At 65.2% G+C, this 12,817-nt stretch carries 15 protein-coding genes; 7 read left to right on the top strand and 8 right to left on the bottom strand.

Annotated features, from left to right (window positions below; all coding sequences use genetic code 11):
* Positions 1–136: 136 nt before the first annotated feature.
* The gene (locus VHK65_07055) at positions 137–1,330 is read left to right on the top strand and encodes a glycoside hydrolase family 3 N-terminal domain-containing protein (protein ID HVS05908.1); all 1,194 of its coding nucleotides are present in this window, start codon (positions 137–139) and stop codon (positions 1,328–1,330) included.
* Between the two features lie 78 nt (positions 1,331–1,408).
* On the opposite strand, the gene VHK65_07050 is transcribed toward VHK65_07055, so the two are convergent.
* The 3 genes from VHK65_07050 to VHK65_07040 form a co-directional block, all read right to left on the bottom strand.
* Entirely contained in the window at positions 1,409–1,915 is a 507-nt protein-coding gene (locus VHK65_07050) for an SRPBCC family protein (protein ID HVS05907.1), read from the bottom strand.
* Positions 1,881–2,246, bottom strand: a complete 366-nt coding sequence (locus VHK65_07045; GenBank protein ID HVS05906.1) for a metalloregulator ArsR/SmtB family transcription factor — start codon at positions 2,244–2,246, stop codon at positions 1,881–1,883. Before VHK65_07045 ends, VHK65_07050 begins: the two co-directional genes overlap by 35 nt.
* 84 nt (positions 2,247–2,330) lie before the next feature.
* Entirely contained in the window at positions 2,331–2,762 is a 432-nt protein-coding gene (locus VHK65_07040; GenBank protein HVS05905.1) for a hypothetical protein, read from the bottom strand.
* A 93-nt stretch (positions 2,763–2,855) separates the two neighbouring features.
* Here VHK65_07040 and VHK65_07035 point away from each other — a divergent pair, with 93 nt between their 5' ends.
* The 4 genes from VHK65_07035 to VHK65_07020 are packed head-to-tail and all read left to right on the top strand — an operon-like array spanning position 2,856 to position 5,978.
* Positions 2,856–3,371 (top strand): toxin-antitoxin system HicB family antitoxin, encoded by a 516-nt coding sequence (locus VHK65_07035; protein ID HVS05904.1) that lies wholly within the window; start codon positions 2,856–2,858, stop codon positions 3,369–3,371.
* A gap of 2 nt (positions 3,372–3,373) precedes the next feature.
* Entirely contained in the window at positions 3,374–4,249 is an 876-nt protein-coding gene (locus tag VHK65_07030; protein ID HVS05903.1) for a DUF4097 family beta strand repeat-containing protein, read from the top strand.
* Complete coding sequence (locus tag VHK65_07025; protein ID HVS05902.1) at positions 4,246–5,205, top strand: ATP-binding cassette domain-containing protein; 960 nt, start codon at positions 4,246–4,248, stop codon at positions 5,203–5,205. Before VHK65_07030 ends, VHK65_07025 begins: the two co-directional genes overlap by 4 nt.
* A complete protein-coding gene (locus VHK65_07020; protein HVS05901.1) occupies positions 5,202–5,978 on the top strand; it encodes an ABC transporter permease in 777 nt (258 codons plus the stop codon). The genes VHK65_07025 and VHK65_07020 overlap by 4 nt, the downstream gene beginning before the upstream one ends.
* Positions 5,979–6,044: 66 nt before the next feature.
* Here VHK65_07020 and VHK65_07015 read toward each other — a convergent pair whose 3' ends face one another.
* Genes VHK65_07015 through VHK65_06995 form a run of 5 tightly spaced genes read right to left on the bottom strand, consistent with a single transcriptional unit; the run spans position 6,045 to position 10,063 of the window.
* On the bottom strand, positions 6,045–6,506 hold the full coding sequence (locus VHK65_07015) for a hypothetical protein (protein HVS05900.1): 462 nt from the start codon (positions 6,504–6,506) through the stop codon (positions 6,045–6,047).
* A gap of 29 nt (positions 6,507–6,535) precedes the next feature.
* A complete protein-coding gene (locus VHK65_07010) occupies positions 6,536–7,849 on the bottom strand; it encodes a DUF58 domain-containing protein (protein HVS05899.1) in 1,314 nt (437 codons plus the stop codon).
* A complete protein-coding gene (locus VHK65_07005) occupies positions 7,786–8,763 on the bottom strand; it encodes a MoxR family ATPase (protein HVS05898.1) in 978 nt (325 codons plus the stop codon). The genes VHK65_07010 and VHK65_07005 overlap by 64 nt, the downstream gene beginning before the upstream one ends.
* A complete protein-coding gene (locus VHK65_07000; GenBank protein HVS05897.1) occupies positions 8,760–9,197 on the bottom strand; it encodes a hypothetical protein in 438 nt (145 codons plus the stop codon). Before VHK65_07000 ends, VHK65_07005 begins: the two co-directional genes overlap by 4 nt.
* A complete protein-coding gene (locus VHK65_06995; GenBank protein ID HVS05896.1) occupies positions 9,194–10,063 on the bottom strand; it encodes a DUF4129 domain-containing protein in 870 nt (289 codons plus the stop codon). The genes VHK65_07000 and VHK65_06995 overlap by 4 nt, the downstream gene beginning before the upstream one ends.
* Positions 10,064–10,202: 139 nt before the next feature.
* Between VHK65_06995 and VHK65_06990 the strand changes: the two genes are divergently transcribed.
* Entirely contained in the window at positions 10,203–11,867 is a 1,665-nt protein-coding gene (locus tag VHK65_06990; GenBank protein ID HVS05895.1) for a hypothetical protein, read from the top strand.
* Between the two features lie 305 nt (positions 11,868–12,172).
* Entirely contained in the window at positions 12,173–12,721 is a 549-nt protein-coding gene (locus tag VHK65_06985) for a dihydrofolate reductase family protein (protein ID HVS05894.1), read from the top strand.
* Positions 12,722–12,817 lie beyond the last annotated feature (96 nt).

The following is a 12,817-nucleotide window of genomic DNA, read 5'->3' as shown; positions in this document are numbered from 1 at the left end:
CCCCGCGACGCGGGGGAGGGAAATCGATTTCAGGCGGGAACTTGAACGGACTGCACCCGGCAAAGGGGGCGTGTCCCTCATCCGGGGCCGCGGATCGGCCATAACGCAATCAAAGGCTTTTGCGTTTGATTGGACGATGCATCGCGGGCGCCTCGGGGCGCTTGTCTTACTGATCCTTGTGGCTGTTTCTGCCTGTGGGCCATCGGCGGCTCGCTTGCCACAGCCGTCGGCCAGTCCGTCCATCAGCCCCACCCCCACTCCAACGCCGACGCCCACCCCGCAGCTTGCTTGCGCTGACCGGGTCCTCGCGACGCTGACGTTCGATCAGCGGATCGGTCAGCTCTTCGAGCTCGGTCTCGCGGCCGACCGCCTCGGGCCCACCGAGATCAACTTGATCCAGACGGATCACATCGGCGCGGTCTGGTTTGTCGAAACGAGCCACGCAGGGGTCGCCGGCATCGCAGCTGTCACGGCGGCGGTCCAGGCACAGGTGTCCAGCGGGGCGACGGCCAATGTCCGTTTCTTCATCGCCGCCAATCAGGAAGGCGGCCTGATCCAGGCGATGCAGGGCCCCGGTTTTTCCCAGATTCCAACCGCCGTCGTGCAAGGGAGCTGGGCACCAGGCCTGTTACAGAGCCGCGCCGCTGGCTGGGCGCAGGAACTCCGCGCAGCCGGAATCAACTTCAACTTCGCGCCGGTGATGGACGTGGTCCCGCCCGGGACGGACGCGCAGAACCAGCCGATCGGTGCGCTCCAGCGTGAGTACGGCCATGATCCGGCGACCGCGGGGAGCCACGGCGCCGCCTTCCTCACCGGGATGCGCCAGTCCGGTGTCGCGGTCAGCCTCAAACACTTCCCCGGCCTCGGCCGTGTCACCGGCAATACCGACTTCACGACGGCGACCGATACGACGACCACCACGTCCGATCCCTACTTTCAATCCTTCAGCCAGGGCATCGCGGCGAATGCCGACTTCGTCATGGTGGCGTTGGCCCGATACACGCGGATCGATCCCAATCATTTGGCCGCCTTCTCCGCGGTGGTTATGAGTCAGATGCTGCGTGGCACGCTGGGCTTCCAGGGCGTCATCATCTCCGACGACCTGGGCGATACGGCGGCCGTGGCGAGTATCCCCCCTGGCAACCGGGCAATCGACTTTCTTTTGGCTGGGGGCGACATGATCATCTCGAAGACCTCGGCGCCCGCCCACGCCATGGTGCTGGCAATCAGGTCACGAGCCGCCGCCGATCCGAATTTTCACCAGCGCGTCGACGATGCGGCGCTTCGGATTCTCCGGGCGAAGCAAGCCTGGGGTCTCCTCCCCTGCTGAGCTGAGGCCGAACGTGGCACCGGGGTGAGAGGAACGGCCCCTCGCCCCGGCTGCACATGACGATCGGCTAAGCAGGCGTCAGGCGCGCTTCGCCTTCAGGTTCTCCAGGATTTCGGCCATGCGATCCATGGAATCGTCCGAGCCACGCTGCATCCCTGACGCCACCATGCCGTCGCGATCGGCGACGGACTGGAAGAGCAGCTGCTCGACGAGCCTGGTCTTTTGCCCCAGCGGCTCGAGCGTCAGCGTTTGCAGCAGTACGTGGCCAGGCACGCCCTCGAACTCGAAGGTCGCCACGATCCGTTCTGGGGCGACGATGTCGTGGTGCACGCCGTGAAACGCGAACTCGTCACCGTCCTGGTTGCGCTGGACGAAGCGCCATAACCCGCCAGGTCGCGCCTCCATCTTGTCGACGATCGTCGTGTATTCCCTCGGGCCAAACCACTGTGGAAGGAGCTTCGGGTCCGTGTACGCGTTGAACACCAGCTCGCGCGGCGCATCGAAGACACGCGTGATGATGATCTCCTGCTTTCCCGGTTCGATCACGTAATCAGCTTTTGCCATGGTCTCTGCCTTCGCGCTCATTCGTTTCCTCCTTTTGTACGGTCGCCAGGTATTCGTCGAGTCGCTCGAAACTCTCGTCCCAAAACCGCCGGTACTCCCCCACCCAGTTGGCCGCCTCCTTCAAGCGGGCGCCATCCAGCCGGCACGGACGCCACTGGGCTTTTCGGCTCTGCGCGACCAGCCCCGCCCGCTGCAGCACTTTCAGATGTTTCGAGATGCCGGGAAGACTCAAGTCGAACGGTTTGGCCAGTTCCGTGACTGAAGCCTCTCCCTGGGAAAGACGAGCCAGGATCGCTCGCCGGGTGGGATCGGCGAGGGCTGCGAACGTGACGCTCAGCTGATCTGTTGCCATCTATTTTTCTCATTAGCTAATTAGCTAGTTGGTAGAATACAGGCCCTCCGGGCACGTTGTCAAGGCCCTGTCCCAAAGACGCGGTCAGATCCGCGTTAGGTGTTTGGTTGCGAAGATCGTCGCGCGTCCGTCCGGCTCGATCGAAGTCAGGACATGGCTCCAGCTTCCATCAGCTTCGTGCCACTCGAACCGGTTCATGAAGGAGGGCGTCGGATCGCCGAAACTGAAGATGACAGCGTCGCCGTTTTTCTGCCCGATGCCGACGACGGCGCTGGGATTTGGGTACACGCCGGTCGAGTCGGCCAGGATCAGAATGTACCTCGCGCTGCGATCGTCCAGGCCAACGAGATAGGCGGCTTCATACGGCCTCCCGTCAAGCTCCCGGAATCGCATCTCGACGAAGTGATCGCCGAGTACCCAGCGGGATTCGACCGCCTGATGCAGGACCGTATCGCCCACCAGGCCGCGCCCTTCCCACCGACCGGTGAGGCGCCCGAGGAACTCGTCCCTGCTCATCGTCGCGCCACTATAGCTTCAACCGTAGCCGCCGAGCCCCCGGAGCCACCATGGCACTTGACATAGAGCCACTTTGGTGCCATCATGGCTCACATGGAACTCACCCCGTACGTTGAGACCCTTCGCCACGAGCTTTTGGCAGCCGCTGAGGCCGGCGGCAAGGACGCCCGTGCCCTCGCCGAGCGGCTCATCGCCCCCCTCGATTCGGCCACACGACTGATGCTGTTGGAGGCGATGGCCGGGGCTACGGACGAGATCACTCGCGATCTTGCGCCGGGCTCGGTCGAGGTGCGTTTGCATGGCCGGAACCCCAGTTTCGTCGTGACCCTGCCACCGGCCGAGGATGCGTTTGAAGACACGACAGACCCCAGATCGCCCGTTCCACCAATCCGGACTGAGGGCGACGAGGGCGGGACCTCGCGGATCAACCTCCGCCTTCCTGATTCCCTCAAGCTCCGGGCCGAGGAGGCCGCTGACAAGGAGGGGCTCTCCGTCAATTCCTGGCTCGTCCGGGCGGTAGCCGCCGCGCTCGACCCTGACAATCGCGAGGGCCACCCTCGACGCATCGCTGCGCGTGGGCGGCAGAGCTACAGCGGATGGGTGCGCTAGCCATGCCAATTTTCGAGACGCTCGAGCCGATCTCCGTGACGATTGCCATGGTCGTGGGCGACCTCCGGATCACCGCGAGCGACCGCCGCGACACCGTCGTAGTGGTCAGCCCCAACGATTCCTCTAAAGAGTCCGACGTGAAGGCCGCGGAGCAGACTCGCGTTGAGTACGCCGACGGCAGGCTACTGGTCAAGGCGCCGAGGTCGTGGAAGCAGTTCACCCCATTCGGCGGCGCCGAGTCCATCGATGTGGCGATCGAGCTGCCGGCGGGATCGCGCCTGGAGGGTGAAGGAGCGGTGGTGGACTTTCGCTGCGATGGCCGGCTCGGAGAATGCCGGTTTACGACCGGTGTCGGAAACATCCGGCTCGAGGAAACAGGTGCGCTCCACGTCAGTACCAGTGCCGGGAGCATAACGGTCGACCGCGTGGGGGGCCGAGCAGAGGTCACCGGGTCCGGCGCACTGCGCATCCGCGAAATCGACGGTCCTGCGGTAATCAAGAATCTCAACGGCGTCACCTGGCTCGGCGAGGTAAACGGCGACCTCCGATGCAATGCTGCCAACGGCGACATCACAGTCGAGCGGGCACTCGGGGCCGTCGCGGCCAAGACGGCCAACGGCGCTGTCCGGATCGGCGAGGTAGTGCGCGGCTCGATCGAGCTGGGCACCTCCTACGGTGAGCTCGAGGTCGGGATCCGCGAGGGGACGGCAGCGCTGCTCGACGTGCGCTCCCAGTTTGGCAGCGTGCGAAACTCGCTGACCGCCTCTGAGGGCCCGCAACCGTCTGACCAGACGGTCGAGGTGCGAGCGCGCACCTCCTTCGGCGACATCGTGATCCGCCGTTCTCGACGCGAGACATATGTGGAGACGCAACGATGACCGTCGCCACCTCCACGTCGGCGATTGTGGCGACTGGACTGCGCAAGTCGTACGGCGAGAAGGTCGTGCTCGACGGCATCGACCTGGACATTCCACAGGGCACGATCTTCGCGCTCCTTGGACCCAACGGGGCCGGCAAGACCACCGCGGTCCAGATCCTGTCGACGTACATCAGCGCAGACGGTGGCGAAGTGCGAATCGCCGGCCACGATGTGGCCCGCGATCCTGATGCGGTCCGCGCCGCAATTGGCGTCACAGGCCAGTTCTCGGCGGTAGACAAGCTCCTCACCGGCGAGGAGAACCTGATCCTGATGGCGGACCTGCATCACCTGGGCAAGCGCGAAGGCCGTAAACGCGCCTCCGAGCTGCTGCGCAGATTCGATTTGGTGGAGGCGGGCCCGAAGATCCTGTCGACCTACTCCGGCGGAATGCGGCGCCGGCTCGACCTCGCGATGACCCTGATCGGCGACCCGCGCATCATCTTCCTCGACGAGCCGACCACGGGCCTCGACCCGCGCAGCCGGCGCACCATGTGGCAGATCATCCGAGAGCTTGCCGCGGGCGGGGTCACCATCTTCCTCACCACGCAGTACCTGGAGGAGGCCGACGAGCTCGCCAGTCGGATCGGGGTCCTCGACAAAGGAAAACTCGTGGCCGAGGGCACCGCAGACGAGCTCAAGCGCATGATCCCCGGCGGATATATCCGGCTCGAATTCGCCGACGCTGTGGGGCTGTCGGCGGCTGCCCGCATCCTCGGTGAAGTGTCGCGCGATGACGATGCGCTGACACTCGAGGTCCCCACCGACGGCGGCGTCCGGTCGCTGCGAGCGCTGCTCGAGCGGGTCGACAACAAAAACATCGAGGTCGCCAACCTGATCGTGCACACGCCAGATCTCGACGACGTCTACTTTGCGCTGACCGGCCATCCCGTTACCGAGAAGGACACCGCCCCATGAGCACCTACGCCCTGAGTGATGCCGCCACCATGCTTCGCCGCGACTTCAGACACCTGCGGCGCTACCCCGTCATGACGATCAGTGGGATCGTGACACCGACTGTGATGCTGCTTCTGTTCGTCTTTGTCTTCGGCGGTGCAATGAGCTCCGGCATGGGCGGCAATGCGTCCTATGTCAACTACCTCGTCCCCGGGATTCTCCTGATGACCCTCGGTAGCGGGTGTGCTGCAACCGCCGTGGGCGTCAACATGGATATGACCGAAGGCGTCGTGGCCCGCTTCCGCATCATGGCGATCTCTCGCGCCTCGGTGCTCACCGGGCGTGTCGTGGGGAGCATGATCAGGACGCTGATCGGCGTGGTACTGGTCATCGGCGTCGCGCTGATCGCAGGATTTCGACCCACCGCCGGCCCGGTCCAATGGCTCGCAGCCTTCGGCTTCATCGCGCTGCTGACCCTCGCGCTGACCTGGCTTGCGGTCGCGCTGGGAATGGTAGCCAAGTCACCGGAAGGGGCCAACGGCTCTACGCTCCTCCTGCAGTTCGTCGGCCCCTTCATCAGCAGCGCCTTCGTCCGACCGGAAACTATGCCAGTGGGCGTCCGCTGGTTCGCTGAGAACCAACCCTTCACCTCCATGATCGAGACCCTGCGGGGACTGCTGCTGGGCACGCCGATCGGCAATCACGCCATCGTCGCCCTCGCCTGGTGCGTCGCAATCGCGCTGGGTGGATACCTATGGGCGCGAGTGAGCTACAACCGCGACCCCATCCGCTAGCGGCCTTAACCTGTCAGGCGACAGTGACCGCACATTGCCCTTCATAGTCGGCGCCGATGTCATCGCTCACGGAGCAGTCCGGCGCGCCGCCACTGTCATCACGACGCCCAGCAGAACGAGGGTGGCCGCGACTCCGCCCGCCGCCAGCAGCGGCCCGGCGTTGAGGAATGACTCGCCGATAGCCAGCAGGATCACGCCGATGACGGCGGATCCCATCGCCACCGCGAGCGAGCTGAGCGCGCGGTGTACCGGAGGGCCGATGAACACGTCCCCCTCCACTGCAAGGTAGCCGGCTTCCGCGGCCAGAAAGAATGCGGCCGCCACCAGCAGGCCGACTGCATCGACACTCTCACGCGCGCCGATGATCGAGAAACCATAGGCCGTCCCCAGCAGCACGATCGACCAGGCGACCAGCACTGACCGACGGAACACGATGCCGGCCACCAGCGTCAGCAGCGCCAGTGTAATCACTAACCCGACCACGCGGGGAAAGATGGGAGCTCGCTCGATGAGCACCACCCCGAGCACGGCCTCGATGCCGAGCGCCGCGCCGGTGATCAGGCGGGTCGTCGTCGCGCGTGACGCCGGAATAGGCGCACCTCCTCGAGAGCTGTTTCGAGCGGCTCGCCGGCCGGCCACACCGACGTCGCCACTGACACCTGGTGGTAGCGAGCCCGGAGCGTATCCCGGCGCAGGGCCAGGATGCGTGCCGCGAGCTGCCCGACCGAGTCCTTCGGGACCGGCACGGTGACGGCCACCTCGCAGATCGCCAGGTCAAAGCCGCGTCCGCTGAGCTGATCGAGCGCCGCCGTGAACCGTTCGTCGACAAGCGGTGAAAAGGCGATCACCAGCGCCTTTGCGGGCAACGTCTGCGGCGGGATGACATCGATGGTTTTCCAGGCGTAGCTGAGCTCGATGCGCGTGTCGAGGATGGCCTCTACCAGGAGATATCGCTGACGAATCCCCATCCCCGGCCAGATCCAGCGCAGCGTGCCACCGAAGGCGATCACACCCACTCGATCTCGGTGTTTGAGGTAGAGGTCCGCCACTCCGATTGCGGCCCGCAGTGTGCGGTCGATCGAATCGCCGTGGGTACGGAACGTGTCCAGGAAAAGGATGACATCGCTGTTGCGCTCCGGATGGAGGTCATTGACCTGCAGCGTGCCGCGCCGACCGGTCGCGTGCCAGTTGATGTGCCGCACCCGGTCACCCGGCCTAAAGGCACGAATCTCGGCGAACTCGATGCCATCGCCGCGGGTCCGCGCCAGCTGGTTGCCGGCGTAGACCTGGGTCTCGGTCGGTCTGACGAGGGCCCGCAGGACCTCGGGGCGTGGGTACACGCGGATCCTCAGGGGCTGATCAAGCGAGCCCTCCTGCGTGTACAGCCACAAGGGATCGCGCCAGCGCAGCCGCGCATGACCAACGTCGTAGAGGCCCCAGCGAACGCATCGGACGCTGAACCGCAGCGCGACCGACTCGCCGGAGGGCAGGCTGACGCGCCGGACCGGCCCGCCGGTCAGCACCACACCGGGCGCGAGGTCAAGGGTCACCTCTATCCGGCCACAGCCTGGCGCCGATCGCAGCCTCACCTCGACGACCGCCTCCTCGCCCTCCAGCAATCGCGGCCGGTCGACCACCATCGACCCCTCAATGAGGTGCTCGCGGGTGATCAACGCGCCGACAAGGATCGCGAGCAGGAACGGGACCGCGAGGATGGTGAGCTCCAGCCGGCCGAACGCGAGCCCGCCCAGCAGGGCCAGCCCGGCGAGGCCCGCGTAAGCGACCACGCGCGCAGAGGCAGCGCTGGTCAGCCGGATGTTCGTGGACTTCCCTCCGAGGCCGCGGGCGGCGTGGGCACCGTATTCAGGCATTCGGCGACGACGGTGTCGCTGCTGACACGCTGCACCCAGAGTTCAGGTCGAAGGATCAATCGATGCGCAAGCGCCGGGATCGCAACAGCCTTGACGTCCTCCGGCGTGACGAAGTCGCGTCCCTCGAGCACGGCCCTGCTGCGGGCGAGCTTCATCACGGCGAGGCTGCCGCGGGGGCTCGCCCCGACCTGCACTTTCGGATTGGTCCGCGTAGCGGCGATCAGATCGATCACGTAGTAGCCGATCGGTTCGCTGACGTGGACTCGCTCCACCGCCTGCTGCATCGCGATCAGCGCCGGAGCGTCGACGACCTGCGTCAGCGCGACGTCGTCCGCCAGCCGGTCGATCCGCTGCTGCAGCATGCGCCATTCGTCGTCGCGTCCCAGGTAGCCGATGCCGATCCGCATCAGGAATCGGTCGAGCTGGGCCTCGGGCAATGGATAGGTGCCCTCGTACTCGATCGGGTTCTGCGTCGCGAGCACGAGGAACGGTCGGTCCAGGCGATGCGTGATTCCATCGCTCGAGACCTGGCGTTCCTGCATCGCTTCGAGGAGCGCGGCCTGGGTCTTGGCCGGGGCGCGGTTGATTTCGTCGGCCAGCAGGATGTTGGCGAAGACGGGACCGTGACGAAACTCAAAGTCGCCGGTGCGCTGGTTGTAGATCGAGCTTCCCGTCACATCGGAGGGCATCAGATCCGGGGTGAATTGGATGCGCTTGAAATCGAGTCCCATCGCCGTAGCGAAGGAGCGCGCCAGCAGCGTTTTCGCCAGTCCCGGGTAGTCCTCGATAAGAACGTGGCCGTCGGCCAGCAGGCCCATCATGACCAGCTGGAGAACCGCGCGTTTGCCGACCACTGCCCGCTCGACCTCATCGAGAATGCGCCCCGCCGCCAGCGTGACTTCAGGGATGTTCAGATCGACTCCAGCACCTTCACAATGCGCTCGATCTCCCGCAGGCTCATCGCCGGCCGGCGATAGTTCACCCGCGCCGGACGTCCCTCCCGCAAGAACGCAAATGCTTCAGATCCCAGCACCCCGGATGCCAATTCCGGCTGGGCATCGAGCTCGAACCCCCGTCGCACCCGCAGCCGCGATGCCGCCAGCTCATGTAACAGCGGCCGGAGCATGAAGTGCACGTCGAGCGCCGCGTATCGCGCTGCGTCGACGGTGCGCCGGATCGACTCGAACTCGTCGAGCTCCGGCCTCGATTCCTTGCGCGGCGCCAGGGCTGCCTCGAAGGGAGAGCCGCTCCGGCGGCGGATCCGCCGGCCAAGTCGGCGAACGAGCAGGGCGAGAGCCGTCATGCCGACGGCCATGATGGCCAGCTGCGTGATGATTGCGATGCTCATCCCGCGATCCGAACTGGCACGTCGGATAGATCCGCGCGAACTCGCTGCAGCGCCTCGATGGCCTCCTCCTTCATGGACGGGTCCACGGGATGCTGGCTGAACTTCGCCCACTCGAAGAGATCGGTGAGGCGTCGCAGCGAGGCCGAGCCGACACTGAAGGTGCTCAGGATGCGCGCCATGTACTCGAGGGGGGCCTCGGACGGTTGTCGTGGCCGCCCGACCGCTTTCAATTCCGCTTCGAGGCGTGCATAAGCGGCGATGACCGCGCGGCGCGGATCCGTCTCCGCCCGTAACTTGGCGAGCGATTCTTCGACCGCCGCGACGACGCGACTTTGGGGCTCCTCCGCGGATCCAGCCAGTCGATCCCCTGCGGCACCCGATCGCAACCAGCGCAAGAACAACCCAGCCGCCGCCACGATGATCGCGAGCGCAACCAGGAAAGACAACCACGTGATCGCGTGGCTGCTGCCCGGCGCGCTGACCTTCCCGAGGCCGAGGCCCCCGGCGGTGAAAGCAGGTGGCACGATCCGTGAAAGTCGCAATCGCTCACGCAGGAGGATGAGCGCGCAGATGGCGGCGCCGAAATACAAATAGCCCGCGATCGAGGCGCTGAGCGGCCGTGCCTGCGGCCGTCCGCGCGGCAGTGGAAAGGCCACCCAGAGATTGATCGCGGTCGCCGTCAGGGCCGCCACCAATAGAAGGATGAGGAGCGTCTGCACCATCGTGTCCGATGCGACGCTGATCCAGGCGGGCGCGGCGAGCCCGCCCGTCGATCCGAGAGATGATGGGCGGCTGGCCAGCGCGACCAGCCCGAGCAGGAGTCCAACGACCAGGATGAGCCTCGCCTCGGGCGCCCGCCGCTGCATAGGCGGATCGTAGCGCTCTCGGGCGCCCTAGGCCCCTGCGCATGCGCCCCGGCAATAAGACGCGCAAGTTTGCGTCTCGCGACGTTGTCAACGAGTTAGTGAACCCCCGGCGAAGAAAGGTCCAGGCTCGCCCAGGCGATTGGGAGACGGTCGCCTGAGCCTGGCCCGGGTCCGCGAGGACCCCGACGGCGAAGACCCTCAGCGGGGTGGCGACTCCTCGCCCGCTCACGCTCCACTCGCACTCTGGAGCTGGTGGACCCTCGGGGTGCTGTTCGTTGCCCTGGCGCCACGTCTCATCTACCTCTTTGCGGTCTCGAATCCCGAAAACGCTGGCGATGGGCTGTACACCGACGTGTACCAACACTGGCAGATCGCCTACCTCACCAAAGAGATCGGATTGAGCCACGGCCTGCGCTTCTGGGACCTCAAGGGTGTGGAGTATTTCTGGGGAAGCCTGCACCCAATCGTGCTCGTGATCCTCTTCTTTGTCACCGGCTCGACTGACATCGTGGTCGCAAGGATCCAGAGCCTTGTCTTCGGGTCGCTCAGCGTGGTGCTGATTTTCCATCTGTGCCAGCGCTATTGGAACCTCTCGGTTGCCGTCGCCGCGTCGGCTTTCGCCGCTCTCGCGCCCACGAGCGTCTTCAACGATGCGTCGGGGATGCTCGAGCCGATGGCGGTCAGCCTGTCACTCCTCGGCATCTGGCTGCTGCCGAAACGCTCGCTAGGGGCCGGGATCGCCTGGGGGCTTGCCACCGCGGCCCGACCCGAGGCCTGGCTGTCGTCATCCGGGCTTGTGCTCGCATCGTTTCTGCGGCCTGCAATCCTCCGCCGGTGGTTCCTGCTGCTGCTCGGGTTCGTGGCCGTCATGGCCGCTCAAATGGCATTCCTCAACGCCCGGACCGGTAATCCCATTTATCCGCTGTACTGGAACTACCTGGCCAATGCCGGCGGCGTGTGGCTGAAGCCGGTGATCGCGAGTCAGCAAGCGGCGAGGCCGTGGTTTGTAGCCCTCTGGGCAATGGCGACCGTCGGCCTCCTGGCGACGCTGTGGCGCCGGCCGCGATCGTACCTGCTCTTGCTCTATGGATTCGGATCATGTGCGCTGGTCTTCGGTTTGTTCGGCCTGACCGCGTTTATTACCGAGTGGTACCCCTGGCGGTGGATGATGTGGATCCTCGCCTTCCCGTACGACTTCGCCGCCATGCTCGTCGCGATTGGCTTGTTCGTGATCGTGCCTCGCTATCTGGGAAGGGGAATTCAGCAGCTCACCTGGGTGACGGCCGGGGCCCTCATGGTCGGCGTGCAGCTGACCTGGATCCCCATCGAGACTGCGTACACGAGCACGGCCCCGGCCTGGAAGACCGATGTAGCCGCTGGACGATACATCGCCAGCATCTTCGGTCAGCCTGGTTATCGCAGCGGCGCGCTCAACCTGCCACCCCCCGACCATCCCGAGGTCACCTATGCGCTCGTGCACTACGGTGGGCTCCAGGGTCGGCACTTCGTTAGCCAGCTGTACGATCCGTTCTACTACCTGCCGGCTGGCTACCACTACGCCGATCATCCAGCGACGGCAGGCACGCTCCTCCAATGCTGGCTGTCCAGTACCAATACTTCCATCTTCGTGACGCCCGACGACCGCGGCGACTACCGCGCCTTCGCGGCGGACCATCCGGCCTGGTTCGAAATGGTTGGGCGGGTCGCTGCCTACGGGTGGACTATCGAGGCGGTCCACGTCCCCGCTCCATCACTGCAAACATGCGCGCAGTCTGACGTGAACGCTAAAGCCGGTCGCGACTAAGAAGCTCGCCCCCAGTGAGTTTCGGCCCGTCAGCTTCCTGTCGCTTATGACTGCGGGCCCGGACAGTTCCCGACAATTGAAGGACGTACGGTGACCCTCAGGCGTGATCGAGCGGATTTCATGTTGCCCTCCGAAGAGCGCCTGCGGCGAACCGCTCATTCCACCGATGCGAGTTCACTCACATGACCACCAGCCAGTGCATCAGCGGTAGCTCGCCCAGGAAGCCGAAGACCTCGAGAAGTGGCTCCTAGCCCTCAAAGCGGGCTAACCTTTCTCGTCTACCCCATCGGCGGTACTCTTGCGCAGTGCGACCGCTTCGGTATTCCATCAACGTCACATTGGACGGGTGCTGCGATCATCGTGCAATGTTCGCGGACGAAGACTTGCATCGTCACGCGGTCGAGAACCTCGACCAGGCCGATGCCCTCCTCTTTGGCCGCGTGACTTACGAAATGATGGAGGCAGCGTGGCGGCCGCCGGCGCGGACGGGAGCGAGACCTGATTGGATGGAACCCTTCGCCCAGACGATCAACGCGGCAAAGAAGTACGTCGTGTCGAGCACCCTGGAGCAGGTCGATTGGAACGCGGAGCTCGTGCGCGGGGATCTGGGGAAGGCCGTTCAGCAGCTCAAGCGGGAGTCGGGCAAGGGACTCTTCGTGGGAGGTGTGAAGCTCCCACTGGCGTTGGCGGAGCTGGGATTGATCGATGAGTACGAGTTCGTGGTGCATCCCAGGCTCGCGGGCCACGGGCCGACGTTGTTCGCGGGGCTATCGAAGTATGTCGACCTGAAGCTCGTGAGCCGGCTGGAGTTCGGCTCTGGGGCGGTGGCGATGCGGTACGAGCCGAGAAGGTAGCCATCGGGCTTGTTAGCCCGAGTCGGCCGCATCATGAAGCGACTCGGGCCAGGCCTTCCAAAGTCTCGACCAACCTGACCATCGCCAGCGCATCCG

It is taken from the genome of Candidatus Dormiibacterota bacterium (assembly GCA_035544955.1).
In the GTDB taxonomy this organism is placed as follows: domain Bacteria; phylum Chloroflexota; class Dormibacteria; order CF-121; family CF-121; genus CF-13.
Note: the sequence above shows the minus strand (reverse complement) of the source record. Positions and strands in the feature narration are given on the sequence as shown.